Raw genomic sequence first — 26439 nt, forward strand, 5'->3', positions numbered from 1 at the left:
CATTCCGGAGGTGTCATTATGAGTGATCCTTATATGCCGCTGACTTCAGTCAGAAGCGGAACGGGGTTCGAAGCGGCAAGAGGGGTGCACGGCCTGACTGTGCAAATTGCGAATGTCTATTTTATTCAGCTGCCTTCTGAACCTCACTCATTTGTTTTAATTGATGCCGGCATGCCCCAATCAGCCGGCATGATTGTCAATGAAGCCAAACAAAGATTCGGTGAAGGGTTTCAGCTGAAGGCGATTATCCTCACACACGGGCACTTTGACCATATTGGGGCAATCGAAGAGATCCTTGAGCATTGGGATGTACCTGTTTATGTCCATTCTCGGGAAATGCCTTATGTAACAGGTAAAGAGGAGTATCCTCCGGCTCGTCCTGACAGCAAGAGCGGGCTGGTCGCCAAGCTGTCGCCGCTGTTTCCGCGGCATTCCATCGATATTTCCTCACATGTACATGAACTGCCGGAAGACGGCTCAGTTCCATTTCTTGACGAGTGGATGTGGATCGCGACACCGGGACACACGCCGGGCCATATTTCGTTATTCCGCGATGACGGCCGCGTGCTTGTGGCAGGTGATGCTGTTATTACGGTGGAACAAGAGAAAATGGCTGACGTCTTGATTCAAAAACAGGAGCTTCACGGGCCGCCGGCTTATTTCACGCCTGACACAGAGACGGCCGCAGAGTCCATTCTGAAGCTGGCCGCTCTTGAACCTGAAGCGTTATTGACCGGGCATGGCATACCGATGACCGGCAAAAACTTTCGAAGTGACTTAACTGTATTGGCAAATCGGTTATCGTCTATTTGACACCCGTACAACGCGGGTGTTTTTTATTGTTTTCCAGGAAGTTGCAGAAAAATCATTTGTCTTGCCGCTTAAAAACGATACAATGAAAAGCATGAAGTGATGTGAAGGGGAGAGTTTGTTGGAAGAAAAAGAAATACTCTGGAACGAAGCGAAAGCGTTTATTGCCGCATGCTATCAGGAATTGGGAAAGGAGGAGGAAGTGAAAGACCGTCTCAAGGACATTAAAAGTGAAATTGACCTGACCGGAAGCTATGTACATACGAAGGAAGAGCTAGAGCACGGAGCGAAAATGGCTTGGAGAAACAGCAACCGCTGCATCGGCAGATTGTTCTGGAATTCGCTGAATGTTATCGACAGACGAGACGTCCGGACGAAGGAGGAAGTGCGTGACGCCCTCTTTCACCATATTGAAACCGCCACCAATAACGGGAAGATCAGGCCGACCATTACGATTTTCCCTCCGGAAGAGAAGGGTGAAAAGCAAGTCGAGATCTGGAATCATCAGCTGATCCGGTACGCTGGATATGAGTCAGGCGGAGAAAGAATCGGCGACCCGGCTTCCTGTTCCCTGACAGCAGCCTGCGAAGAGCTCGGCTGGCGCGGAGAGCGAACAGATTTTGACCTGCTGCCGCTCATTTTTCGCATGAAAGGCGACAAACAGCCGGTCTGGTATGAGCTGCCGCGTTCACTTGTGATCGAGGTTCCAATCACACATCCTGACATCGATGCGTTTTCTGACTTGGAGCTGAAGTGGTACGGCGTGCCTATCATTTCTGATATGAAGCTTGAGGTTGGAGGCATTCATTATAATGCCGCACCGTTTAACGGCTGGTATATGGGCACGGAGATCGGGGCGAGAAACCTCGCAGATGAAAAGCGGTACGACAAGCTCAAAAAAGTAGCGTCCGTGATCGGCATCGCCGCTGATTACAATACCGATTTATGGAAGGATCAAGCGCTAGTTGAATTGAATAAAGCTGTGCTGCACTCCTATAAAAAGCAGGGTGTCAGCATCGTTGACCATCATACAGCGGCAAGCCAGTTTAAACGGTTTGAAGAACAGGAGGAAGAAGCGGGCAGAAAGCTGACGGGGGACTGGACGTGGCTGATTCCGCCAATTTCACCCGCTGCCACTCATATCTTCCACCGCTCCTATGATAACTCAATTGTAAAGCCGAACTACTTTTATCAAGATAAGCCTTACGAGTAAACAATAGAAAATCGATGATGGCCTTCAAGGCTGCGGGATTCAGTGACAATGATGTCGGTAACCTTTGAGAAAGGGCTTCCGTTCTTTACAGCCTCAACAAACGATTGCAGGGCGTTGTCCGGACCCTCTGCCAAAATCTCGACACGCCCGTCATCACGGTTTTTGACCCAGCCGGCCAGTTTTCGTTTATCAGCTTCCATTTGAACAAAATAGCGAAAGCCCACACCCTGAACCCGGCCGTCTACAATGATTCGGTATTGAAGCATGTAAAAACCACCTTTTCTTTTTATGATAATCAATTATTTTACAGCCTGTAAAGGGGATGTGTTCAAGCTTGATGAAGCTGTTGTTCAGGTTAGCCAGCCGTGCCAGCCATGTGTAAAGCGGCGACGAAGTTTGGCGTGAAAGAAATGGTGCTGAAGGTCCAGCAAACAGGCTATACAGGTTATTATTTTCGCGTGCTGGAGGAGGGCAGGGTGTCACCAGGCGCCAAGCTTGAATTGCTGTCCAGAGGAGAGAAGGGCATATCCGTCCAGTTCGTCAACCGCATCAACTACCATGATGCAAAAAATCTCGCTATTGAACGGATTTTAAGTGAGGCTGCACTATCGGAAAGCTGGAGAGCGTCCTTTATGAAAAAAAAGGACAGGAGGCTGCCGGTTGAATAGAAAAAAGCCGCGCATCTTAACGTGCGCGGCTTTGCCATATTTAAGATTGTTTTTTCTTTGCTTCAAGCAGGTTAGCAAGAAAATAGGTTTTATAGCTTTGAAGCTTTCTTCCCTCATGGTGCGTGATTCCCTGCTTTTTTAGTTCTGCCACATACCAGCCTTTACTGCCGTAATGCATGTCAGAAAACTCCTTTCCCTATCTGATTTCGAAACGATTGGCATTGTAACATCTATAAAAAGATGCTGAAAAGAGATGTTGGGAAAACTGAGTCTTTCGCACTAGATATGCGAATGTTCTTCTGTATGTATATGCGGAGCAAAAGCCGAATATGATTTAATGGCCGGTCAATTTGAGCATGACAACGCCAAATGTCATAATGGCGAAAACAATGCCGATATATGTGAGCATCCCGTTTTTTTTCTTTACGCCGTAAACGGTCACTATGATGCCTTCAATGAAAAAAATGATGCCGAAAATCATAAACCACATGCAGATAGAGGCTCCTTTCACAGACATAATAGTAGTGTAGCATATCTGGAAGAGCCGGGCTGTGACAATATCAAGAAAGCCGGGCGCATATATCGCCCGGCTCATGTTTTATTGTTTATCAACCAATTTGACCAGAAGCTGTGCCAAATGTTTTTTCTCATCTTCGTCCGCAACGCTCCAAAGCTCTTGCAGCAGCATTTCTTCACCGTTTTGCGGCTTTTCATGCTTTGCGAGGTAGTCTCCCAGGATCGCAGCGCTTTTTACAAGCTTGCCGTCATCCAATCCCAGCTTTTTGCCTCGGTTGACTTGTTTTTTCAGGTAGCCTTTAAATTCCTCAAAGTCTTTTAAAATGTCTTCTTTTATTGTGCCATGCATCGCGTTCATTTCGTTTTCAATTTGGATTTTTTCTTGATCTCTGTTCATTGCAAGACCTCCTCGTGCAGAATAATGATGTTTTACCTGCTATTGGAGGAGGTTAAACCTGCCGGAAGCCCGGAATGTGTTTTACAGTTTCGTCAGGATAATCGGTTCATCTTTTGTGATGACGATCGTGTGTTCAACTTGGGCAACCATGCTTTTATCCGGCGTCTTGAACGTCCAGCCGTCTCCAGCTTCAACAATCGTTTCTGCTTTCGTTGAAATAAATGGTTCAAGCGCGATGACTGTGCCATTTTTGAACAGCGCGTTATCAAACGGATCATAATAGTTCATGATGTGGTTCGGCGCTTCATGCAGGCTTCGGCCGATTCCGTGGCCGGTCAGGGTCTTGATGACGGTAAAGCCTTGAGAGCGTGCTTCATGATATACGGCTTTTCCGATCTGGTTTTGGCGCTTGCCCGCTTTTGCCTGCTGAAGCCCCTTTTGAAAAGCGTTTTCCGCGCATTGGCAAAGCTTATGAAGGCGTTCTTCTCCTTCACCGAGCACAAATGAGATGCCTGTGTCAGAATAGAACCCGCCAAATTCAGCGGAGATGTCGATGTTGACAAGATCCCCTGCTTTTAAAATTTTTGATGTGCTTGGTATGCCGTGAGCCACTTCATCATTTACGCTGATGCATGTCACACCTGGAAAATCGTATTCCTTCTCAGGAGCTGAAACGGCGCCATGCTCATCAAGCACAGCTTTTCCGATAAGGTCAAGGTCTTTTGTGCTCATGCCGGGCTCTGCTTTTCGCTTCATTTCTTCACGCGCAAGCGCGACGATTCTTCCGATTTTTTTCAGGCCTTCTAATTCTTGATCGTTTGTTACAATCATCTGTCATTCCCGCTTTCTTTTTAAATAATCTAGTTTAAGCTTACCACAACTGTCTTAAAAATAGGAAACACACGGACCTGGGAAAAAAGAAATGCCTTGGGAAAATTGGTATAGATCACTAGATATCTTATATGGTATATTTGAAAAAAAAGGGTATGAGGGGGATGGGTATGCTTTCATTTTTACAAAAACTCGGGAAGTCATTTATGCTTCCGATTGCGGTTCTGCCTGCGGTTGGAATCATCCTTGCGCTTGGCAGAGAGGATGTATTTAATATCCCGTTTGTCTATCAAGCGGGGACGGCGGTTTTTGATCATCTGCCGCTTATTTTTGCGATCGGAATTGCCATCGGCATTTCGAAGGACAGCAATGGGGCCGCGGGTTTATCAGGGGCGATATCGTATCTGATGCTTGACGCGGCGACAAAGACAATTGACAAAACAAATAACATGGCGGTGTTTGGGGGAATTATTGCCGGTTTAATTGCCGGTTACACCTATAACCGCTTCAAGGAAACAAAGCTGCCAGAGTATCTCGGATTCTTCAGCGGAAGACGGCTTGTGCCGATTATAACTGCCATCATTACGATCATTTTAGCCGGCATATTCGGAGTGGTCTGGCCGCCGATTCAATCGTGCATTAACGCGTTTGGAGAGTGGATGCTGGGACTCGGCGGCATCGGAGCGGGCATATTCGGCCTTTTCAACAGGCTGTTAATTCCGCTTGGCCTTCACCACGTGCTGAACAATATTTTCTGGTTCCAATTCGGAGAATATAATGGAGTGACAGGAGATTTGGCGCGCTTTTTCGCAAAAGATCCGACAGCAGGCACATATATGACAGGATTCTTTCCAATCATGATGTTCGGTCTTCCGGCGGCGTGTCTGGCTATGGTTGTGACTGCGAAGCCGTCAAAACGGAAAGCGACGGCGGGCATGATGATTGGGTTCGCTTTAACGGCGTTTATCACAGGGATTACGGAGCCGATTGAGTTTGCATTTATGTTTTTGTCTCCGCTTTTATACGTTGTTCACGCGATCTTAACCGGGTTATCTTTATTTATCGTCAACTGGCTCGGCATCCGCTCAGGCTTCTCTTTTTCAGCCGGAGCTATCGATTATGTGCTCAGCTACGGAATCGCAGAAAAACCGCTGCTTCTGCTTTTGGTAGGTTTATGCTATGCGGCAGTATACTTTATCGTGTTTTATGTACTGATTAAGGCATTGAATTTAAAAACGCCGGGACGGGAAGACGACGATGTGGATGAAGTGCTTGATGAAAATACTGTTCAGGATGTAAATGAAAACATCATGCTGAAAGGGCTCGGCGGAAAAGAAAATCTTCAAACCATTGATCATTGCGCAACAAGGCTGCGATTGACTGTGAAGGATACCGCTTTGGTGGATGAAGCGCTTTTGAAGAAAGCAGGCGCAAAAGGGGTTGTCAAGTCTGGCGGGCAATCGCTTCAAGTCATTATTGGGCCGAATGTGGAATTTGCAGCGGAGGAATTGAGAGCTGCTGTCAAATAAAAAAGCGGAGAGGGCAACCTCTCCGCTTTTTCTTATTTATCTTCGTTATCCGTTGACGTTTCGGAAGAATCTTCGTCATGTTTTGTGTAATCATAATCAGAAGGATTCACCTTCTTAAAACCTTTCGGCTCGTAGAACCGCAGCAGGTCTCCGTTTATGATTTTATCGGACATTTCAAGTTCCTTCTTGACGAGTGAGTCTTCTGACTTGTCGACTTCGGATTCATCGAGTTCTTTGCCGGTTTTCGTATCGTAATACTTACCGGATATTTTCGTGTACTTCGGTGAAATAAAGTCTCCGTTTCGGAACGGAATCACTTCACGGTGTTCTTTCGATAAAATATCAGACCCGGACATCAGATAGTCTTTCGTATCCACTCCGAGCAAATGCAGAATGGTAGGAGCCACATCGACGTCTCCGGCATATTTATGAACCTTCTCGCCCTTCACGCCGGCAGCGTGGATAAAGAGCGGCACCCGTTGAAGCTGGGCATTGTCGTAATCAGTGATTTCATCTTTGCCAAGCACTTTCGCCATCGCTTTATTGTGGTTTTCAGAGATGCCGTAGTGGTCTCCGTACATCACAATAATCGATTTATCATATAACCCGTCTTTTTTCAGGTCATTGAAGAACTGTTCAATGGACTGATCAAGGTAATGGGCTGACTGGAAGTAGTTATCGACGACAGAGTCACCAAAGTCTCCAGCCGGGAAGTCTGTATCCCCCTCATCCATTCCGAATGGGAAGTGGTTGGACAGGGTAATGAACTTCGTATAGAACGGCTGCGGCAGGCTTTCCAGCAGCGGCATTGATTCTTTGAAGAACGGTTTGTCTTTCATGCCGTAGTTTTTCGTGTTTTCTTCGTTCATGTCATAGTAGGCAGAATCAAAGAATTTATCAATGCCTTCCGCTTTGTACATTTCGTTACGGTTCCAGAACGTCTGCGTGTTTCCGTGGAACGCGGCAGATGTGTAATTCTTAGACTTCAGAATCGCCGGAACGGATTGCAGCGTGTTTTGCGCTTTGTTTACGAAAACTGAACCTTGAGCCAGCGGGTACAGAGAGTTTTCCATCATAAATTCAGCATCAGATGTTTTACCTTGTCCCGTTTGGTGGAAAAAGTTATCAAAGTAGAACGTTTCGTTATCATGAGCCAGTTTATTTAAGAACGGTGTCACTTCTTTGCCGTCAATTTTATAGTCGATGATAAATGACTGCAAAGATTCAAGTGAAACGTAAATGACGTTTTTTCCTTCCGCTTTGCCGAAATACACGTTATTCGGCACATCGTAATTGGCTTTCATATAGTTTTCTACGTCCGTCACGTCGCTGGAATCGGCAAGCGCGCGCTGGCTGTTGGACTTGATATTCTGTACAGCGTCATAAATTGTGAAATTGTATGTTCCCAAGTATTTCACAAGATAGTTCCGGTCGAATGATCTTGTCAGCAATTCAGGACGGTCTGATTCCGCAACTGCCAGGTTGATCAAGAACACCAGAATTGAAGACGCTAGAATAATTCGGAACGATTTTTTGCTTGACGTTTCGACAGGCTTGTTCACTTTGATCGCCAAGATGATCAGGATGATCGTGTCGATAAAGTAAAAGGCGTCAGTCGGTCTCATCAGCGAAAATGCGCTGTCACCGAGTTGGCCGCCGTTTGTTTTAGCCTGCATAATGACCGGAATTGTAATAAAATCGTTGAAAAATCTGTAGTACACAATGTTTGCGTACAGTAAAAAAGACATTAAAAAATGAATCACTATAATGGCTGTCCGCTGTAATTTTTTCTTGAACAAGAGTCCAAAGCCAAGAAAGAACAAGCTTGAGCTAAGAGGATTCACAAAAAGCAATATTTTTTGTATCGTGTTGTCTATTCCTAAGTTGAAGTTCAGGACATAACCGACATACGTTTTGATCCATAGCAGGACGACCGCGATGAAGAAGAAGGCCAGTCCTCTTTCTTTTATAAATGTTTTCATTGTTACACTCCTTTTTTCCGATCCAGTTCGAGCGAAACGATAGAAAAAACGAACGTATCCAATATAACACGAATCAGCAGATTAGAAAAGTGAAAATCGTATGATGGAGATAGTGGCGAAAAACGCCGTCGAATCAACGTTTTGCTTTGATATTACCAAATGTAAAACAAGGTATCTTTCTAGAAATAAAGGAATAAAATGGTATGCCGATCATTATATGATAAAATATACGGAATAGATGAAAAGAGGTGGAATGATGGATTTTTCCCATATTGTGTCTGAAGATAAAATTAAGCGCGCCATCAAAGAAGGAGACTTTCAAAACCTCCCGGGAATGGGAAAGCCGCTGCCGAAGGATGACGCGGCACACTTGCCGGAATCGCTGCGCATGGGCTATCGTATTTTGAAAAACGCGGGAATGGCAGAGGACGAGGGCGCGCTCAAAAAAGAGCTTATGACCATCGACCATTTAATCGAAAAGTGCTATGACGAAAAAGAACGCGAGCAATTAATCAGAAAAAAAACTGAAAAGCAATTGCAGCTTGATAAGCTTGTTGACAAAAAAGGCATGTTTTCAAAGCCAACATCCGCTTTTTATAAGAATAAAGTATATGACCGGCTTGGACGAAATAGACCTTCTTCCAGCTGATTTGTCTTGTCTGCAGGATGGCGATTGAGAGAAGCCATCCTTTTTATATTCCAAGTTCTATGTCTAAAGGTTTATGTTTTTTCATCTATGGGAAATGACCCATAAACGAAAAAAGGGTGATGGGATGGAACGACTATTAGAATGGATAGAGCATATATCTGATTGGCTGTGGGGTCCGCCGCTAATCATTCTGCTGACGGGGACTGGGTTGTATTTCACTATTTTGCTGAAAGGTTTTCAATTTCGCTATCCTTTATACATTTTCAAACAGACAATCGGAAGCGTAGGAAAAAAGCCGAAGGGAGAGGGGACGGTCACACCACTCCAGGCATTGACCTCGGCCCTCAGTTCAACGATCGGTGCAGCGAACATTGTCGGTGTGCCCGCCGCTATTATGTTTGGAGGGCCCGGAGCGGTTTTTTGGATGTGGCTTATTGCCTTATTTGCCATGGCGATTAAGTTTTCTGAGAGTGTTCTTGCTGTTCATTACAGAGAAAAAAATGAGCAGGGTGAATTTGTCGGAGGACCGATGTATTACATAACAAAAGGGCTGCGCATGAAATGGCTCGGCGTATTCTTCTCTGTTGCGCTGATTGTGGAGCTGATCCCGAGCATTATGGTTCAGGGAAATTCGGTTTCAGTCTCGCTTGCCGAGACGTTTTCTTTCAATAAAATATACGCAGGAATCGGCATAGCGTTTTTGATCGGGTTAGTGGTGATCGGAGGAGTAAAGCGGATCGGAAAAGTAACAGAGTTTGTCGTGCCCCTTATGGCAGGGGCATACGCGGGAGCCGGTCTCCTGATTGTTCTCATGAATCTATCATCAGTGCCGGCGTTTTTCTCTCTTATCTTTTCAAATGCGTTTACTTCTTCTTCAGCAGTTGGAGGGTTCGCTGGTGCTGCTCTGGCTGAAACCGTTCGCTGGGGATTTGCCCGCGGGCTGTATTCTAATGAAGCCGGAATGGGCACAGCCCCGATTGCACACGCGGCAGCCATGACTGATCACCCTGTGCGGCAAGGGTTTTGGTCTGTGATCGGCATTGTCATTGACACCTTGATCATCTGCACGACCACCGCTTTTGTCGTTCTTGCATCTGGTGTCTGGACAGGGAAGAACGCCTCAAATGATCCGGCAGCACTGACGACGGCTGCATTTCAGCACTATTTTGGTTCTGGAGGAGGGTATTTCGTCTCGGTTTCTCTCGTTTTCTTTGTTATATCGACCATAATGGTTGTCATTTTCTACGGCGTAAAGCAAGCTGAATTTCTGTTCGGGCGGCTGGCAGGACACGTGATTAAATTCGTTTATTTAGCGGCCATTATCATAGGTGCCGCAGGCGGAGCAAAAGCCATTTGGGGCATATTGGATTTAGCATTGGTTTTTATTGTTGTCCCGAATGTGATTGCGATCTTGTTATTGAGCAGAAAGGTAAAAGCGCTGTATACCGAATTCTTTACATCTGAACAGTACTACCTGAAAGATATAAGAAAAACTAAACAGAATCCTGTTTATCCAACAAAAGAAGCTAAAAATTCCTAGTGTTTTGCTTTGGCGCCGAACAACGCTTTGCTTTTTATGATCAAATAAATGAGTAAAGGCAGCAAAAGAGAAATCACTACATTAATGACCGGCTTGATTCTGTTAAAGTCGATTAGCTGATTAGTATTTAAGAAGAACCAAAAGCTGCATACGACTGAGAACATGCCGGTTGGTGTATACATGGCTTTCGGGTCGATTTTTGAGTGTAAAAACGAAAGGCCGTATACCACGATATATAGGGAACCTGCTATCTTTACCATAATGACCGGAATCCAAAAGGCCGCGATGATCAGGTCTGAGCGATCCAGAAAATCCGTAATGCGGATCTGCCTGATTACCATATAAGCAGGATCAAAGAAAGTAGATGTCAGGTTGGGACCAAAGACAGAAATTGAAGAAAATAACATCACGGCCAGCAATAAAGCGCCCAGCAGTATCGCGAAAATGGTGTATTTTAACGGGACGCTCCGGTTTGAGAAGAGAAGCGGAAGGATAATCAATTCCCCCATTGTCCCAAACGAGTAATAGCCTGATTGAAGGTATGGGATTAGACCTTCAAAAACAGGCGTCAAGTTTTGAAGCTCAATTTGTGTGGCCAGCGTAAATGGAAGCAACAAGACCAGGATGCCGAATGGAAATAGGAATATCTGCGCCATTCTGGTCAATGTTTCTTTTCCCTCTCTGGCAATACAGATCGCCACAAATATAATAACACCGCCAAGAACAGCCATTGGTGTTCTCGGGAGAAATAAAATGTTAATCAAATTGATGAAAAAACGTATATCATGAGCATTGATTAACAGGAAATACAAAGAAAACAGTAAAATGATAATCCGGCCTGCGATTGGTGAGGAATCGCTCAGCAGCTCATAGATATTTTCATCCTGATGCTTTTTCATCAGCCTATGCATGAGCCAGAGTGCCGGAATCACGATGACAACGCCGAGGATGTAGCTGTGCCAGGCATTTTGTTTTGCTGATTCGATCATGAGAATCGGAGCATGCTTTAATCCGACCGCTAACGTATACAGTGCTCCGAAAAATAATCCTTGGTATGCAGAGGTCTTGTCCATAAAGCACATCCTTTCTGTCATGTTCAAAACGGAATATATTTAAACAGGTGCCCCAGCCGCGGAAGCAGGGGATTCACTCTCATATAAATCCATAGAAAAGCACTTCCTGCAATCAGCAGGCTGAAGGCCCATTTTGTTAGATTGTTAGCGGAACGAAAATTCTTCCATTCATATGCGTATATGGCAATGCACACAATCAATGTCTGTACGATATAGCTGATCATGCTGACGCACCTCCATTAATGGCTGATCGTTTTGTATAGGACACCGCCCTGCTCAATCGTCACAATTGGGACGACGTGAACCTCCATGTCCTTATATACTTCTTCCCATTCCTTTTTAAGCAGATTCTTCGTGGTTGCCGTGCTTCTGATGGTCCGGTCTTGAAAGCCGGCCGGGTCCGCCTTTAGCTTTTGCAAACGATGAACGGTGCTGATCACGTCTTTCTTTATGGTTCTGTTTAATGCTTTTTGAATGATGTAATACTGGTCGTTCTCTCTCGTCTCATAGGTTGATTGGTTTTCCATAATAATTCCTTTAGCTCTAATCTCGATTGTCATTGACAGCTTTCCGTTTTTTTCAGCGGCATGAAAGGATGCATTGGACTTTTGAAGCTGAATGGATGCTTGCCCCATTTGATTCGGCAGGTCTACTATGAATTCTGGCTGGCGGGCTTGATTCAGCAACATCAGGGCTGCTGTCATGTGTTCATCTTTGAAAATATCCATCAATCTGTCCTTTTTAAAGATCGCAAGCCCGTCAATTTTCAAATTAGATTTGCCTTTCCCTCCAGGTTTTGTTTTAGAGGCAGAGATGACCGGTGCATACGGATCACTGCCTGTTTCTACTAGATCAGACATGAATCTGCTTAAAAAAACAGGGCGGCTCGTTGCGATAATGGCCAGCTCCCGAATCATTTCCGCCGGAAACTGTTCAAGCTGGACATCGGTGTTTAAAATGTCCCGCGCTTCTCCCCGGCTGACTAAAATTAGCGCCGTTAATCTGTTCTGCGGATTTCGCGTTAAAATATCAAAGACTGGGGCGACGCCGTCTCTCGCCATATCCTCTCCAATAATGACTGTACGTCTGTGGGACGTATTGATTGTCCGTGACAAGGAGGTTTGCAGCTTGTTGTTCGCTTCTCTGATCGTAGTGCCGGAAGCTGAATCAACATACCATGTTTTTGAACCGGCAGTTCCGCCGCCTCCCCCTGTTTGTCCGCCTAATTGACCGACCAAGGGAATCTGCAAGGCCACTCGATACTGATCTTTTTTCTTATCAATGGCTGAGCTGACAACAAATGCAATGTCATTGATTTCTGTCCGGTCCCAGCACCCCGTAAGAAGGATACAAATGAGAAGCGGCACAACACACTTATATATTGTTTTCTTCATCTTTTGGGTCCTCTCTTTTCGCTCCCTTCTGTCCGTTGCCGCGCGAATACGTGCCCGGCCTTCTGGTCATCGTCCACCAAGGCGCCCTGACAAAAATATCTTTTACTTCATCTCGTTTAAACGGAGAAATCCCGGATAAATAAGGAATGCCGAAAGATTGCAGCTTGCATAAATGGAGCACTAAGATAATCGTACCGAGCATAATGCCGAATATCCCGAAAATACTCGCCAAAAACATAAGCGGGAAACGAAGCATCCTGATGGAGATAGCTAAGTTAAACCGCGGAATTGTAAATGACGCGATCCCTGTTAACGATACGATGATCACCATGGGGGCAGATACAATTCCCGCTTCAACAGCGGCTGTCCCAATGACTAGGGCCCCGAGAATACTGACGGTCTGGCCGATGGTTTTTGGCAGGCGCACTCCCGCCTCACGGAGAGCCTCAAAAGAAATTTCCATAATCAATGCTTCTATGATGGCGGGGAAAGGAATCGGTTCACGCGCAGAGGCCACACTGAACATTAAGTTTGTCGGCATTAAGTCCTGATGGTATGTAATAACGGCAACATAAATAGCCGGCAAATATAAAGCAACGAATAAAAACATATAGCGGAGCCAGCGGATTAAGTTAGACATCAAATAACGCTCATAGTAATCTTCACTGGCCTGCATAAGCTGCCAAAACGTAATCGGGCCTGTTAAGACAAAGGGCGTATTATCTGTGAAAATGGCAAATCGGCCTTCGAGAAGCTGGGCGGCGACGGTGTCCGGCCTTTCTGTGTATTGCAGCTGGGGGAATGGCGAGTACGTGTCGTCTTCGATAAACTCTTCAATATATCCGCTTTCTAAGACAGCATCAATCTTTATCTTTTTGATTCTTTTTTTTGCTTTGTCAATGACCTTTGGATCGGCAAGCCCGTCAATATAGGCCAAGACAACATCGGTTTTGGTTTTTGTACCGATTTTAAACGAGATCATTTTAAGCTGAAACGTTTTGACGCGAAAGCGCACAAGAGCGGTATTGACCCTGAGGCTTTCAGTGAAGCCCTCTCTTGACCCTCTGATGGTCGATTCTGTTATCGGCTCTTCAATGCTTCTTCTTTGTCCGCCTTTTATATTTAAGATCAGGCCTTTTGAGTGCCCGTCGGCAAATAAAACCGCGTTCCCCTCAATGATGGATGCAGCCACTTTGCTCATACTCGTTTCTGTTGCAACACTTGAAATGGATAGAGTATTTTGCAGCGCCTTTTCATGTTCATCTATTTGATCCGTCAAATGCATTAAGAAAGGGCGGAGGGCGTGATCCTGAATATGTTCAGATTTTACAATTCCTTCGATATAAACAATAAATCCGCACAGCCCGTTTCCAAAGTCAAATTGTCTAAATACGATGTCTGAGCAGCCTTCTGTTAATAAGGTCAGATTATCGAGGTTTTCCTTCAAATCGGGAGAAATCGGTCTGTCCTGATTGTCTTCAAGCTCTTTGATGAGCTGAAGCGCTTTGTCGCGTTTATTCATAGAGGCTCACCCTGCTTTTTAATGTCATATTCAATAAGTGCTTGTGACTTTTAGGGTAACCTTGTCTGTTTCATATATTCCAGACTAGGATGAAAGCGCTATAAAAAATGGTTGACTACATGTATATACATGAATACAATATAATCATAAGTTGTATATACAAGTTATAAAAACGGATACGGAGGGGTTGGCATGGGGGAACTGAACAAATCGGCACGTCAGATTGTCGAAGCAGTCGGCGGTGCTGAAAATATTGCAGCGGCAACTCATTGTGTTACACGTTTGCGTTTTGCTTTAATAGATGAAAGCAAGGTTGACCAAGAGATGCTTGATCAAATTGATGTAGTAAAGGGATCATTCTCGACAAACGGGCAGTTTCAGGTCGTCATTGGCCAGGGAACGGTCAACAAAGTATATGCTGAACTGGTCAAAGAAACGGGGATTGGCGAGTCAACAAAGGATGAAGTGAAGAAGGCTTCAGAAAAAAATATGAATCCTTTGCAGCGTGCTGTGAAAACGCTTGCAGATATTTTTATTCCAATATTGCCTGCAATTGTCACGGCGGGTCTATTAATGGGGATCAATAACATTTTAACGGCGGAAGGCATTTTCTTCAGCACAAAATCGATTGTGCAGGTGTATCCGCAGTGGGCAGATCTTGCTAATATGATTAACCTGATTGCAGGCACGGCCTTTACCTTCCTGCCTGCGTTAATCGGATGGTCTGCCGTCAAGCGGTTCGGAGGCAATCCGCTTCTCGGCATTGTGCTCGGGGTTATGCTCGTGCATCCTGATTTGCTGAATGCGTGGGGATATGGCGCCGCAGAACAAAGCGGAAAGATCCCGGTATGGAATCTATTCGGCCTAGAGGTGCAGAAAGTCGGCTATCAGGGCCAGGTGCTCCCAATTTTGCTAGCTTCTTATATGCTGGCGAAGATAGAGGTATTTTTAACAAAACGCACACCTGAGGGCATACAGCTGCTTGTTGTTGCACCGATTACGCTTCTCTTAACAGGATTTGCCTCTTTTATTATTATCGGCCCGATTACATTTGCGATCGGTAATGTACTGACTTCAGGGCTTATCTCGGTGTTCGGTTCTTTTGCCGCACTGGGCGGTTTGTTATATGGCGGTTTCTACTCAGCGCTCGTGATTACCGGTATGCATCACACGTTTCTTGCAGTCGACCTGCAGCTCATCGGATCAAAGCTCGGCGGCACCTTTTTATGGCCGATGCTGGCGCTTTCTAATATCGCACAAGGTTCGGCGGCTCTGGCCATGATGTTTATCGTGAAGGATGAGAAACAAAAAGGCCTCTCCCTCACATCAGGGATTTCTGCTTATCTTGGCATTACAGAGCCTGCCATCTTCGGGGTGAATCTGCGATACAGATTCCCATTTATCATCGCAATGGTCAGCTCTGGGCTGGCCGGAATGTATATTTCTTCTCAAGGTGTGCTGGCAAGCTCCGTCGGTGTCGGCGGCGTGCCGGGGATTTTCTCAATCATGAGCCAGTACTGGGGCGCGTTTGCAATCGGGATGGCCATTGTATTGATCGTACCGTTTGCCGGAACATACGCGTATGCGAGATTCAAACATAAATAACAAATTGGGAGCGGGACGTGTTGAACGTTCCCTTTTCCCGTTTTCAATTTAAATATGGTGGTGGAAACAGATGAAAACAGAACAAACGCCATGGTGGAAAAAAGCTGTGGTTTATCAAATTTATCCGAAAAGCTTTAACGATACGACAGGAAACGGTGTCGGCGACCTGAACGGTATTATTGAAAAGCTCGATTACTTAAAAACACTTCAGGTGGATGTGCTTTGGCTGACGCCAATTTATGATTCTCCGCAGCATGATAATGGGTACGATATTCGTGATTATTACTCGATTTATCCTGAATATGGAACGATGGAGGATTTTGAAAGGTTACTATCCGAAGCGCATAAAAGAGACTTGAAAGTCGTCATGGATCTTGTTGTCAATCATACGTCAACAGAGCACAAGTGGTTTCGCAAGGCGATCTCTTCAATAGACAGCCCGTACCGTGATTTTTATATATGGAAAAATCCTCAGGGAAACGGTTCTGTTCCGACAAACTGGGAGTCGAAATTCGGGGGCTCGGCATGGGAGCTTGACGAAGCGTCGGGCCAATACTATTTGCATCTGTTTGATGTGACGCAGGCTGATTTGAATTGGGAAAATGAAGAGGTCAGAAAGCATGTCTATGACATGATGCATTTTTGGTTTAAAAAGGGAATAGACGGCTTCAGGCTTGATGTCATCAACCTGATTTCTAAAGATCAGCGCTTTCCGGATGCGGAAGATGGAGAAGACGGCCGTGCCTATTACACTGACGGGCCGAGGGTGCACGAATATCTGCATGAAATGAACGAAAAGGTGTTTTCACATTATGACAGCATGACGGTCGGTGAGATGTCTTCAACAACCGTGGACCACTGCATCCGGTATACGAATCCTGACAATAAAGAACTTGATATGACATTCAGCTTCCATCATCTCAAGGTGGACTATCCCAACGGCGAAAAATGGGCCTTGGCGCCGTTTGACTTTTTGAAGCTGAAGGAGATCCTATCCAATTGGCAAACGGGGATGCACGCAGGAGGGGGATGGAACGCTCTGTTCTGGTGCAATCATGATCAGCCGCGCGTTGTATCAAGATATGGGGATGATGGCGCGTATAGGGTGAAATCGGCGAAAATGCTTGCTACGGCCATTCATATGATGCAGGGCACGCCTTATATTTATCAGGGCGAGGAGCTGGGGATGACGAATCCTAAGTTTACTGACATCAGCTCCTATCGGGATGTCGAATCGCTGAACATGTATCACGCCTTTAAGGAAAAAGGAATGGCTGATCAAGAGATCACAGCCATTTTACAGGCGAAATCCCGTGACAATTCCAGAACCCCCGTTCAGTGGGATGCTACGGAGAATGGCGGTTTTACAACGGGCACTCCATGGATACCGGTTGCCGGCAATTATCGGGAAATTAATGCTGAAGCGGCGCTGAGAGATCAAAATTCGGTGTTTTACCATTATCAAAAATTAATTCAGATTCGCAAAATGTATGACATCGTGACAGAGGGGACGTATGAGTTAATCGCAAAGGATGACCCAAACATTTTTGCGTATCTCAGACACGGCCGCAATGAAAAGCTGCTCGTGATCAATAATTTTTATGGGACAGAGGCGTCCTTTACAGTGCCGGACTCTTTGGCGCTTGACGAATGGAAATCAGAGGTGTTGTTGACGAACGATGATGTAAGGGAAGGGCTTCAGAACATGACGCTCCGCCCGTATGAGTCCATTGTTTATCGTTTAACCAAACCGTGTTAAACTAAGCTGGGTGGTCCATAATGAAGGTGAATAAATTCATCACAATTTATAAAGACATCGCACAGCAAATTGAAGGCGGCCGATGGAAAGCGGAGGAGATTCTTCCGTCTGAACATGAGTTGACCGCACAGTACGGTACATCAAGAGAAACGGTCCGAAAGGCGCTTCATATGCTCGCGCAAAACGGTTATATCCAGAAAATCAGGGGAAAAGGCTCCGTCGTGCTCAACCGTGAAAAAATGCAGTTTCCCGTTTCGGGTCTTGTCAGCTTCAAGGAGCTCGCGCAAACGCTTGGCAAAGAAACGAAAACAACTGTACACAAATTTGGGCTGGAGCCTCCGTCAGAGCTGATCCAAAAACAGCTCCGGGCCAATCCGGATGACGACATCTGGGAAGTCATCAGGTCTAGAAAGATTGACGGGGAACATGTGATTTTGGACAAGGATTACTTTTTCAGAAAGCATGTCCCTCACCTGACGAAAGAAATTTGTGAAAACTCCATATATGAATATATAGAAGGAGAACTCGGTCTTTCGATCAGTTACGCCCAAAAAGAAATTGTCGCCGAGCCGTGTACAGACGAGGACAGAGAGCTGCTCGATTTACGCGGCTATGACCATATGGTCGTGGTGAGAAACTACGTCTTTTTGGAGGATACCAGTTTGTTTCAATATACGGAAAGCAGACACCGTCTCGACAAATTCCGATTTGTTGATTTTGCGAGGCGGGGAAAGTGAAAGAGGCGCCTGCCTTCGGCAGCGCGCTTTTTTGTTTGGTATCAAAATTGATACTATCCAACAAAAATGTGCGTACTTTTACTTTTTATCATAATGGCTACAATAGAGATGAGAGTAACCTAAAGGAGAGGTGTTTAACATGGCAGATCTAAAGAAACAAATTTTGGATGCATACCATTTCAGACATGCGACAAAGGAATTTGATCCGAATAAAAAAGTGTCAGACAGCGATTTTGAATTTATTTTAGAAACAGGAAGACTGTCTCCAAGCTCACTCGGCCTTGAGCCTTGGAAATTTGTCGTCGTCCAAAATCCGGAATTCCGCGAGAAGCTTCGCGAATACACATGGGGCGCGCAAAAGCAGCTGCCTACCGCAAGCCATTTCGTCCTGATTCTCGCTCGTACAGCGAAGGATATTAAATATAATGCGGACTACATCAAACGTCATTTAAAAGAAGTAAAACAAATGCCTCAAGACGTGTACGAAGGCTATCTAAGCAAAACAGAAGAATTCCAGAAAAACGATTTGCATTTGCTTGAAAGTGACAGAACATTGTTTGACTGGGCATCAAAACAAACCTATATCGCGCTTGGCAACATGATGACTGCCGCCGCGCAAATTGGTGTTGATTCCTGCCCGATTGAAGGCTTCCAGTATGATCACATTCACCGCATTCTTGAAGAAGAAGGACTTCTGGAAAACGGAAGCTTCGATATTTCTGTGATGGTGGCATTCGGCTACCGAGTGAGAGATCCTCGCCCGAAAACAAGATCTGCTGTTGAAGATGTTGTGAAGTGGGTTTAAATAAAGAAAGCTGCTCGCTAAGCGAGCAGCTCTTTTTTATGCCTGATTCGCTCTATTCTGTTTTTTCCTCTGATGTAAGTACATTGCCGTACCGAGTGCGCTGATCAGAAATCCTGCCAACAGGATCGAGTACATGGATGTGGCTGTGTCCGGAAGAAGGCCGCCAGCCGGACCGTCTGTTCCTGATCCACCCGAACCGTTTCCACCAGAGCCGTTAGTCGGTTGAGTGCCGGGAGGCGTATCATTTCCTCCGTTTCCGTCAGTTGGCTGTTTTCCGCCTGGTTTGTCGGAGCCTCCGCCATGACTGCCGTCATCACCGCCTGTCGGTTGGTCGGACGGGAATGCCGGCGGTTTGTTGTTCGAACCGGAATTTAAGATCGTGTATTCGCTGAAGTGGTTTGTATATCCTGTCACCATATCATCGTCAACTGATCCGTGATCTGTCTTTGTGAAAGCTTTCTTTTTTCTATCGACGTGATAGATGGCAGGGTTATGGGCTTCTTCAATATCAAACATTCGAAGCGAAAGCTGAACGGGCTCCTTGAATGATTTTATATCTTTTCCTTTTTGCTTTACTGTAAAGTCATATACATCTGCCAGTGACACATCCAATTCTCCCGTCGACTTGATTCCGATTGCAGTGTCTGCGGTTTTAAGGTTCGCCATTGGCATCTTCATGCTGTACCAGTAGTTGAACACCGTCAATGAAGGATCTGACTCTCTTTCTTTCAAAAGTTTGACCTGATCTTTCTTCACTTTAAGATTGATAGGCTTCTCCTGTGACCCTTCATGTGTTCCATAATAGACAAACGGCGTGTTGGCATTTTTAGCGTAAATCGCAAATTTGTCTTCATCAAGTGTCCAGCTGCCGTCCTTCTGCTTTGTCGGCAGGAATACTTCTTTGATCCGTCCTTCAACTTTAGGAGAGACCTTGTTTCCTAGTTTTTTCAGCTGTTCGGTGAAAATCTCATAATCAACGTAGCCAAGGTCTTCACCATGGGAGGCTTCTGTAAAGACAGAATATCCGTCTCCTCCGGCGCCGACAAAATTATTTGTTGCCACGCGGTAGGTATCATCCGTATGTAGAGCAACTTTGTCTCCGTTAGGCAATTCAATTTTCACTTCTAACACACGGTGTCCAGGTTCGTTGTTTAATGTAAAGGTATATTCGATTCCGGCTACCTGAGGGAAAGCGCCGCCGCCGTTTTCCACATTGCTTAGTCCTTGTTCAAGGGCTTCTTTAATTTGTTTTCCGGTTAAATCGGCTACGTAAAGCGTATTGCCGAACGGCATCACGTTGAGCACTTCGCCGAGTGTGATATCACCTTTGTCAATGCCGGCTCTGATGCCGCCGCCATTTGTTATCGCTATTCTGGCACCGGCTGCTTCTTTCGCTTTTGCCAGCATACCGTCCGCGATGAAGTTTCCGAGATTTGTTTCCTTCGTGCGCACATGCTCACGCTGGCCGTCAAGCGCAACATCCGTGTAGCCGACTTTTTCATTTTTTACGTCCTCTAATTCACTTTTAAACTGATCGAGCTCTTGTTTTGCTTCTGGGTTTTCTTCTGTATGTTCATCAATCGGCAGCACGCTCAAATTTGATTTGTCTGTTTGCACAACGCCGTTTTCATCAAATGCGACATCAACGCGCCCTAAGAATTGGCCGTATTCTTTTGCCTGTGCCACGATCGTCGGTTCTTCGTTGTTCACGACCTCCATTTTGTCTACGAGGGTGTGAGTGTGTCCGCCGATGATCAAGTCAATGCCTTTTACTTTTTTGGCTAGCTCTAGATCACGGTTATGCCCGATATGAGTTAAAGCAATAATTTTATTTACTTTTTCTTCTTCTTGAATCGCTTTGACGGTGTTTTGTGCTGTTTCAAAGGCATCATTGAATACGATGCTTTTGCCCGGACTTGAGGTGGTGGCTGTATCTTCTGTTGTCAGTCCGAATACGGCAACTTTCTCCCCGTCAACGTCTAACAGAATGTAAGGGTGGATGCCGGCCTCTTTCTTTTCACCTGCCGTGAAGGTTTGCGGCTTTTTGACAAATGATTTCAGTTTGGGCTCATTTGACACATCTACGTTTGCGCTGACAATCGGAAATTCCGGCGCTTCAAAGTGATAGCGGTTCGCCGGATCAACGGTCGCGCTGTTTCCGCTTAGAAAATCAGAAAGCACTGTCGGGCCTTTGTCAAATTCATGGTTTCCGAAGGTCATGGCGTCATAGCCCATCATGTTCATCATTTTCAAATCGGCCAAACCGTTCCATTTTGTAAAATACAGATCACCGGAAAACACATCTCCCGCATCAAGGAGAATGTTGTGGTTTGTTTCGCTGCGCACTTCGTTAATTTTCGTCATTCGTCTCGCTGCGTCATCGAGATGGGCGTGCGTATCATTCGTGTGCATGACAGTCAGGTCCCACAGTCCGTCTTTAGGAGGATCTGGATTTGTATCATCATCGAATTGCAGCTTATACACACCATAGCCTTCATTCGCAGACTTGCCTACATAAGCGAGGTCGTCTGCTTTATCGGCAAATGGCTTGGCCAAAAGCGAGGATTCAAACGTCACATTCGTGCCGGAAACAGGCGCGATTGACCAGTTGTTGTCTGCTTTTGGATTGACTGTTTTTTGTTCAATAATGTAATCCATGAGCACCTGCCTGTTTTCAACCGCAGAGCCGTGGACAATTTTATCGCTCGTCAGATGAGGGAACCCGCCGCCTCCGGACGCACGATAATTATTGGTGACCACGAGAAATTCCTGGCTTGGGCTGACCGGCTTGCCTTCATAGGAAAGGTTGATGATCCGGGATGAATCCGCATTGACCACTTTTCCGTTCTCATTGTATTTAGCCGGTTTTGTCACATCGACCTGATATGTGACGCCGTCAATCACGTCAAAATTATAGGAGCGGAAATTCTCGTTCAGTAAGGCCTGATCGCCACCTTTAGACGGATCAATTTGATTGAATTGGCCTGCTGACATCTCCAGCCAGTCCTTCACTTCGCTGCCTGTCAGCTTGACGATTTGAACAGTATTATCGTAAAGATACAAGTCACCGACATTTTTAATCGCAAGATCTCCGGCTGGAATGTTTGTATAGTAATTGGCTCCGTTTCTGCCGCCTGCTTTAAACGGCGCTCCGGCGGATAAAATCGGCAGGTCCTTGTACTCGGTATCCTTCATTTCTTTTTCGGCGTACCATTTTTGCGCGTCAGTCACGATCTGAATGGAAGGATCATCTTTGACCTGAGCAAAGAAGCTGTTAATATCTGCTTCGGTTTTGCCGACTGGCTTTCGAACATACTCCAGTGTGTTTTGGTGTGTTTGCTGAATGGTGTTTGTAACCGTTTCGTTTCTGGATGTGACGGTGCCGGCAATAGATTCAATACTGCCTTTGGAATCTGCAACCTTCCATGAGCCGTCCGTCTTTTCAAGTTTGAGGTCAATCACGCCTAAATATTTGCCCCAGCTGCTCGGCATGACGACAGGAATGCCGTTAATCGTTCCCTTTTCCACATCGAATTGAGCGGCACCTGCATACTCGGCGGAAGGAAAGAGTCCGTGCTGATGGCCCGAGATAATCGCGTCAATGCCTTTCGTTTTAGTGGCAAGGTCAAACACGGCGTTTTCTGCGCCTGATGATTGCGCCTGCTTTTCAATGCCGGTGTGGGCGAGGGCAATAATGACGTCTGCGCCTTCCGCCTTCATTTTCGGGATTGTTTCATTGGCGGATTCTACGATATCCTGCACCTGAACCTGCCCCTCAAGATTCTTTTTGTCCCATGTCATGATTTGCGGGGGGACAAAGCCTATGTAGCCGACTTTTACTTTCTGTTTATTGCCGTGTTCGTCAGTGACCGTTTTCTCTTTTATCACATATGGCGTATAACGGTTTTCGCCGCTAGTTGTTTTGACGTTGGCATTTACAATCGGGAAATCGGCTCCTTTGATTGTGCCGTCGAGAAAGTCGAGTCCGTAGTTGAATTCGTGATTGCCAAGCGTCCCGGCGTCGTATTTCAGCGCATTCATGACGCTGATAATCGGATGGGTTTTCGCGCCGGAGATAATGTCGTCTTTTTGATATTTCACCGCGTATTCACCCAGTGGATTCCCTTGAATCAAGTCGCCGTTATCCACAAGCAGGGTGTTAGGGTTTTGCCCGCGGTGCTTTTGGATCAGCTGCGCCGTTCTTGCCAGCCCGAAATCCGTCGTTTCTTTGTCGCTGTAGTAATCATAATCCATCATATTGGCATGAATATCAGTCGTGGCCAAAATACTCAGATGCACCTGAGGAGCCGCGCTTTCTTCTGCATGAATGGGTGGTGTTGGGAGGATTAGGCTAAGTATCATAATTGGGGGCAAAAGAATACGGAGAATGTTTCCGACGTGTGTTCGTCTTTTCTGTATTCTCACCAGTTCTCCACCTTTCAACGAAATTTGTGTTACAGCTCCTATTGTAAGAATATTTTGTAACTATTTGTAGGTGTTTCTTTATGATTATTGTAAAAGGGAGAAAAATGAGTACTATGTAGTAGCTTCAAACGACAAATAATGGGTATTTATGCTTATCATTTGTCCATCTTCGCAAAATGTTTATTTTAGTGTGGCTGGGGTAGAGTGTTTTATGTAGACATCTAAAGCGGGAGGTTATGAACCATGGGGAAAAAAATTGCAGTTGTTTTGACAGATTACTTTGAGGACAGCGAGTACACTGAGCCTGCGAAAGCTTTTAAAGAAGCGGGCCATGATCTGACTGTCATCGAAACTGAAAAAGGAAAAACAGTAAAAGGCAAGCAGGGGAAAGCGGAAGTGTCAGTTGACGCGTCCATTGACGATGTAAACCCTTCAGACTTTGATGCGCTTTTGATTCCCGGAGGATTTTCACCAGACCAGCTTCGCGCTGACGACCGTTTCGTCCAATTTACAAAAGCGTTTATGACTGACAAAAAACCGGTATTCGCCATTTGCCACGGCCCGCAGCTTTTAATCAATGCGAAAGCGCTCGACGGCCGAAAAGCGACAGGCTATACGTCCATTCGTGTTGACATGGAAAACGCCGGTGCCGACGTTGTGGACAAGGAAGTGGTTGTTTGCCAGGATCAACTGGTTACAAGCCGAACACCGGACGACATTCCGGCATTTAACCGCGAATCTTTGGCATTGCTTGAGAAATAAGAAAAACGGACGCTCCTGGGCGTCCGTTTTTTTGTTGCTTAGGCTTGAGCACCTGTCAGTTTCTTGTACCTGTAATACAAGAAGGCAGCTGCAGCCGTTCCGATGACCGCAATGCCGAAGTCGAACATGAAAATATGGGCGATGCCACCCGCTTTTGCGATAAGGCCTGTTGCAATCGGAAGCAGAATCGATGCAAGGCTTGAAGCGGTCGCTACAATTCCGGTAACGGTTCCTTTTCGCTTCCAGAACAGTTCTGTCATTAACGTAATGGTCATTTGAAACACACCTGCAGTAGAGAAGCCTAAGAAAAAGGAAGTGATATCCAGCACAACTGGGGTATGAACCGTCAGCATAACTGCGAGTGTACATAAAGTAATAATAGGATATAAGAGCGTTATGAAGACAGGTTTGACCCATCTGTTCAGCAAAACGGCTAATAATAAAACAGATGCCAGAGACCCTATACTATAATAGCTCAGCAATTGTACGGATGCTGATTCAGCTAACCCGGCTGCCTTTTGCGCGTAGCTCGGGAGCCAGATTTGAGAAACCGTAAATAAAGCCGTGGATGTAAAACCGATGATAATCAGTGCGGTGCCTTCTTTCTGAAAAACGGGTTCAGACAAGAAAACGGAAGATTCCTGTTGGCCGCTATCAGTTGGTTTCTTATGTTTTTTAGGAAACGAAAGCGTTGATAAATAAATAATATTCAGGAGATAGACCGCTGCCGGCAGATAAAAAGCAAATCCGTAAAACATGCTGTGGTCTGCTAAAAATGTGATCAAAAGCGGCAAAAGCGCTGCCCCGACAGACATAAAGGCTTTGACCAAGACATTCGCCGAACCGGAAGCAGCCGGGAAGAGTTCGGTCAGGGCGGGATATGTTCCTGCGTCCATCGCTGAATTTGCAACTCCCGCTAATAAGGCGAAAACAAACGCCAGCTCATAGCTCGGTGATAAAGGAATACCGACTAAAAAGACGGCCATAATTCCCGCAGAAGCGACAACAAGCGGCTTTCTGCCGATTTTATCAGATAAAACCCCGGAAATTCCGTATGTCAGCAGTTTGCCAAACCCGATAGCGGCAATGACATAACTGATGCCGGTCGGATCGGTATTCCATTGTTTTGTTAAAGAGGACATATTGGATGCGAGAATGATATTGACCATCCCCAGAAAGAAGTAGTTGATATACATTCCGGATGCTGTTTTGATAGGTGACGTTTTCATGCTTGTACTCCTTCAAATCTTATTCGAACACTTTGTTGTTCTAAGGAAAATTGGTTTGAGGAAATGATAAAAAAGACTCGCCGAGTTTCCGGCCAGTCTCCATTATTTACGAAGCGAGGCTAATTCTTGAGCAATCGCCTGCATTTCACTCGGGCTGAATGATTCTTTTTTCATCACCATGCGGTGAAGGTACGTGAGGTCTTCGATCTTCTCATCACTGAAATCCTCCGCTTTGATTACGCCGACGTTCAGCATGTTCAGCTTTTGGGAAATCTCTTCAATCATTTGAGTTAATGTTTCTGTATTTGGGCTGGACAAATGGTTCCATCCTTTCTATGCGCAATATAGGTATGTTTTATTCTAACAGAATTCCATCAGAAAAAAACCCTATTCTAAAAGCGGGCTGTTTATTCCAAAAAAGTGAAGACATCAGTTGAAAAGAAAATGAACATCCTACTAAGATATTCATGAAGGTTTCTTTTTAGAGAAATAGGGGCAAAGAATAGGGAGGTTGCACAACATGATAAGCGTGTTATTTGTTTGTTTAGGAAACATTTGCCGGTCTCCGATGGCGGAAGCGATTTTTCGGGACCTGGCAGCCAAAAAAGGATTAGAGGGGAAAATCAAGACGGACTCAGCCGGTATTGGCGGCTGGCACATCGGCAACCCCCCTCATGAGGGAACGCAGGAGATATTGCGCAGAGAAGGAATCAGCTTTGATGGCATGCTGGCGCGTCAAGTCAGTGAACAGGATCTGGACGATTTTGATTACATCATTGCTATGGATGCAGAAAATATCGGAAGTCTCAGAAGCATGGCGGGATTTAAAAACACCTCGCATATCAAAAGGCTTTTGGACTTTGTTGAAGATTCAGATCTTGCCGACGTTCCCGATCCCTACTACACAGGGAATTTTGAAGAGGTCTGCCAATTAATCAAATCGGGCTGTGAGCATTTGCTTGCGTCGATTCAAAAAGAAAAACAATTGTGAGT

At 45.6% G+C, this 26439-nt stretch carries 25 protein-coding genes and 1 pseudogene; 13 read left to right on the forward strand and 13 right to left on the reverse strand.

Annotated elements, in window-relative coordinates:
• Positions 1 to 18: 18 nt before the first annotated feature.
• On the forward strand, positions 19 to 813 hold the full coding sequence (locus tag BLL41_RS13695) for an MBL fold metallo-hydrolase (RefSeq protein ID WP_071578273.1): 795 nt from the start codon (positions 19 to 21) through the stop codon (positions 811 to 813).
• 118 nt (positions 814 to 931) lie between these two features.
• Positions 932 to 2023 (forward strand): nitric oxide synthase, encoded by a 1092-nt coding sequence (nosA, locus tag BLL41_RS13700; RefSeq protein WP_071578274.1) that lies wholly within the window; start codon positions 932 to 934, stop codon positions 2021 to 2023.
• On the opposite strand, the gene BLL41_RS13705 is transcribed toward nosA, so the two are convergent.
• Positions 2014 to 2289: an acylphosphatase gene (locus tag BLL41_RS13705; RefSeq protein ID WP_071578275.1), complete on the reverse strand. Its 276-nt coding sequence runs from the start codon at positions 2287 to 2289 to the stop codon at positions 2014 to 2016. The two genes, nosA and BLL41_RS13705, sit on opposite strands and share 10 nt — an antisense overlap.
• Positions 2290 to 2335: 46 nt before the next feature.
• On the opposite strand from BLL41_RS13705, the pseudogene BLL41_RS13710 reads away from it, so the two are divergent.
• Positions 2336 to 2691 (forward strand): annotated as a pseudogene (locus tag BLL41_RS13710) (MOSC domain-containing protein); the annotation flags it as partial.
• 40 nt (positions 2692 to 2731) lie between these two features.
• On the opposite strand, the gene BLL41_RS13715 reads toward BLL41_RS13710, so the two are convergent.
• From BLL41_RS13715 to map, 4 genes are all read right to left on the reverse strand, one after another.
• The gene (locus BLL41_RS13715; protein WP_071578276.1) at positions 2732 to 2869 is read right to left on the reverse strand and encodes a YflJ family protein; all 138 of its coding nucleotides are present in this window, start codon (positions 2867 to 2869) and stop codon (positions 2732 to 2734) included.
• A 156-nt stretch (positions 2870 to 3025) separates the two neighbouring features.
• Positions 3026 to 3181, reverse strand: a complete 156-nt coding sequence (locus BLL41_RS13720) for a hypothetical protein (RefSeq protein WP_071578277.1) — start codon at positions 3179 to 3181, stop codon at positions 3026 to 3028.
• Between the two features lie 108 nt (positions 3182 to 3289).
• Positions 3290 to 3604, reverse strand: coding sequence for a DUF3243 domain-containing protein (locus tag BLL41_RS13725; protein WP_071578278.1), 315 nt, complete (start codon positions 3602 to 3604; stop codon positions 3290 to 3292).
• A gap of 81 nt (positions 3605 to 3685) precedes the next feature.
• Positions 3686 to 4435 (reverse strand): type I methionyl aminopeptidase, encoded by a 750-nt coding sequence (gene map, locus BLL41_RS13730; protein WP_071578279.1) that lies wholly within the window; start codon positions 4433 to 4435, stop codon positions 3686 to 3688.
• 170 nt (positions 4436 to 4605) lie between these two features.
• Between map and nagE the strand changes: the two genes are divergently transcribed.
• A complete protein-coding gene (nagE, locus tag BLL41_RS13735) occupies positions 4606 to 5964 on the forward strand; it encodes an N-acetylglucosamine-specific PTS transporter subunit IIBC (RefSeq protein WP_071578280.1) in 1359 nt (452 codons plus the stop codon).
• A 32-nt stretch (positions 5965 to 5996) separates the two neighbouring features.
• On the opposite strand, the gene ltaS is transcribed toward nagE, so the two are convergent.
• Positions 5997 to 7946 (reverse strand): lipoteichoic acid synthase, encoded by a 1950-nt coding sequence (ltaS, locus tag BLL41_RS13740; protein ID WP_071578281.1) that lies wholly within the window; start codon positions 7944 to 7946, stop codon positions 5997 to 5999.
• A gap of 100 nt (positions 7947 to 8046) precedes the next feature.
• On the opposite strand from ltaS, the gene BLL41_RS22410 reads away from it, so the two are divergent.
• The 3 genes from BLL41_RS22410 (at position 8047) to BLL41_RS13750 (ending at position 10135) form a co-directional block, all read left to right on the forward strand.
• Positions 8047 to 8184 carry a hypothetical protein gene (locus BLL41_RS22410; RefSeq protein WP_083428015.1) on the forward strand — a complete coding sequence of 46 codons (138 nt, stop codon included), beginning with the start codon at positions 8047 to 8049 and terminating at the stop codon, positions 8182 to 8184.
• A gap of 18 nt (positions 8185 to 8202) precedes the next feature.
• Positions 8203 to 8595: a DnaJ family domain-containing protein gene (locus tag BLL41_RS13745; RefSeq protein WP_071578282.1), complete on the forward strand. Its 393-nt coding sequence runs from the start codon at positions 8203 to 8205 to the stop codon at positions 8593 to 8595.
• Between the two features lie 124 nt (positions 8596 to 8719).
• Complete coding sequence (locus BLL41_RS13750; RefSeq protein ID WP_071578283.1) at positions 8720 to 10135, forward strand: alanine/glycine:cation symporter family protein; 1416 nt, start codon at positions 8720 to 8722, stop codon at positions 10133 to 10135.
• On the opposite strand, the gene BLL41_RS13755 is transcribed toward BLL41_RS13750, so the two are convergent.
• The 4 genes from BLL41_RS13755 to BLL41_RS13770 are packed head-to-tail and all read right to left on the reverse strand — an operon-like array spanning position 10132 to position 14124.
• Entirely contained in the window at positions 10132 to 11208 is a 1077-nt protein-coding gene (locus tag BLL41_RS13755) for an endospore germination permease (protein ID WP_071578284.1), read from the reverse strand. The two genes, BLL41_RS13750 and BLL41_RS13755, sit on opposite strands and share 4 nt — an antisense overlap.
• A gap of 23 nt (positions 11209 to 11231) precedes the next feature.
• The gene (locus tag BLL41_RS13760; protein ID WP_003233686.1) at positions 11232 to 11432 is read right to left on the reverse strand and encodes a hypothetical protein; all 201 of its coding nucleotides are present in this window, start codon (positions 11430 to 11432) and stop codon (positions 11232 to 11234) included.
• Positions 11433 to 11447: 15 nt separating this feature from the next.
• The gene (locus BLL41_RS13765) at positions 11448 to 12602 is read right to left on the reverse strand and encodes a Ger(x)C family spore germination protein (protein WP_071578285.1); all 1155 of its coding nucleotides are present in this window, start codon (positions 12600 to 12602) and stop codon (positions 11448 to 11450) included.
• On the reverse strand, positions 12583 to 14124 hold the full coding sequence (locus tag BLL41_RS13770; RefSeq protein WP_071578286.1) for a spore germination protein: 1542 nt from the start codon (positions 14122 to 14124) through the stop codon (positions 12583 to 12585). The genes BLL41_RS13765 and BLL41_RS13770 overlap by 20 nt, the downstream gene beginning before the upstream one ends.
• Before the next feature lie 192 nt (positions 14125 to 14316).
• On the opposite strand from BLL41_RS13770, the gene treP reads away from it, so the two are divergent.
• The 4 genes from treP (at position 14317) to BLL41_RS13790 (ending at position 19030) form a co-directional block, all read left to right on the forward strand.
• Entirely contained in the window at positions 14317 to 15729 is a 1413-nt protein-coding gene (treP, locus tag BLL41_RS13775) for a PTS system trehalose-specific EIIBC component (protein WP_071578287.1), read from the forward strand.
• Between the two features lie 70 nt (positions 15730 to 15799).
• Positions 15800 to 17488, forward strand: a complete 1689-nt coding sequence (gene treC, locus BLL41_RS13780; RefSeq protein WP_071578288.1) for an alpha,alpha-phosphotrehalase — start codon at positions 15800 to 15802, stop codon at positions 17486 to 17488.
• Between the two features lie 20 nt (positions 17489 to 17508).
• Positions 17509 to 18225 (forward strand): trehalose operon repressor, encoded by a 717-nt coding sequence (gene treR / locus BLL41_RS13785; protein ID WP_071578289.1) that lies wholly within the window; start codon positions 17509 to 17511, stop codon positions 18223 to 18225.
• 139 nt (positions 18226 to 18364) lie between these two features.
• The gene (locus tag BLL41_RS13790) at positions 18365 to 19030 is read left to right on the forward strand and encodes an NAD(P)H-dependent oxidoreductase (RefSeq protein WP_071578290.1); all 666 of its coding nucleotides are present in this window, start codon (positions 18365 to 18367) and stop codon (positions 19028 to 19030) included.
• A 36-nt stretch (positions 19031 to 19066) separates the two neighbouring features.
• Here BLL41_RS13790 and BLL41_RS13795 read toward each other — a convergent pair whose 3' ends face one another.
• A complete protein-coding gene (locus tag BLL41_RS13795; RefSeq protein WP_083428016.1) occupies positions 19067 to 23455 on the reverse strand; it encodes a multifunctional 2',3'-cyclic-nucleotide 2'-phosphodiesterase/3'-nucleotidase/5'-nucleotidase in 4389 nt (1462 codons plus the stop codon).
• 243 nt (positions 23456 to 23698) lie between these two features.
• Between BLL41_RS13795 and yfkM the strand changes: the two genes are divergently transcribed.
• Entirely contained in the window at positions 23699 to 24217 is a 519-nt protein-coding gene (gene yfkM, locus BLL41_RS13800) for a general stress protein 18 (protein WP_071578291.1), read from the forward strand.
• A gap of 38 nt (positions 24218 to 24255) precedes the next feature.
• Here yfkM and BLL41_RS13805 read toward each other — a convergent pair whose 3' ends face one another.
• Together BLL41_RS13805 and BLL41_RS13810 are read right to left on the reverse strand one after the other, a co-directional pair.
• Positions 24256 to 25446: an MFS transporter gene (locus BLL41_RS13805; RefSeq protein ID WP_071578292.1), complete on the reverse strand. Its 1191-nt coding sequence runs from the start codon at positions 25444 to 25446 to the stop codon at positions 24256 to 24258.
• 102 nt (positions 25447 to 25548) lie between these two features.
• Positions 25549 to 25764 (reverse strand): DUF1128 domain-containing protein, encoded by a 216-nt coding sequence (locus BLL41_RS13810; protein WP_003243712.1) that lies wholly within the window; start codon positions 25762 to 25764, stop codon positions 25549 to 25551.
• Between the two features lie 202 nt (positions 25765 to 25966).
• Between BLL41_RS13810 and yfkJ the strand changes: the two genes are divergently transcribed.
• Positions 25967 to 26437, forward strand: coding sequence for a protein-tyrosine-phosphatase (gene yfkJ / locus BLL41_RS13815; protein WP_071578293.1), 471 nt, complete (start codon positions 25967 to 25969; stop codon positions 26435 to 26437).
• Positions 26438 to 26439 lie beyond the last annotated feature (2 nt).

Source organism: Bacillus sp. FMQ74, from assembly GCF_001875785.1.
In the GTDB taxonomy this organism is placed as follows: domain Bacteria; phylum Bacillota; class Bacilli; order Bacillales; family Bacillaceae; genus Bacillus; species Bacillus stercoris.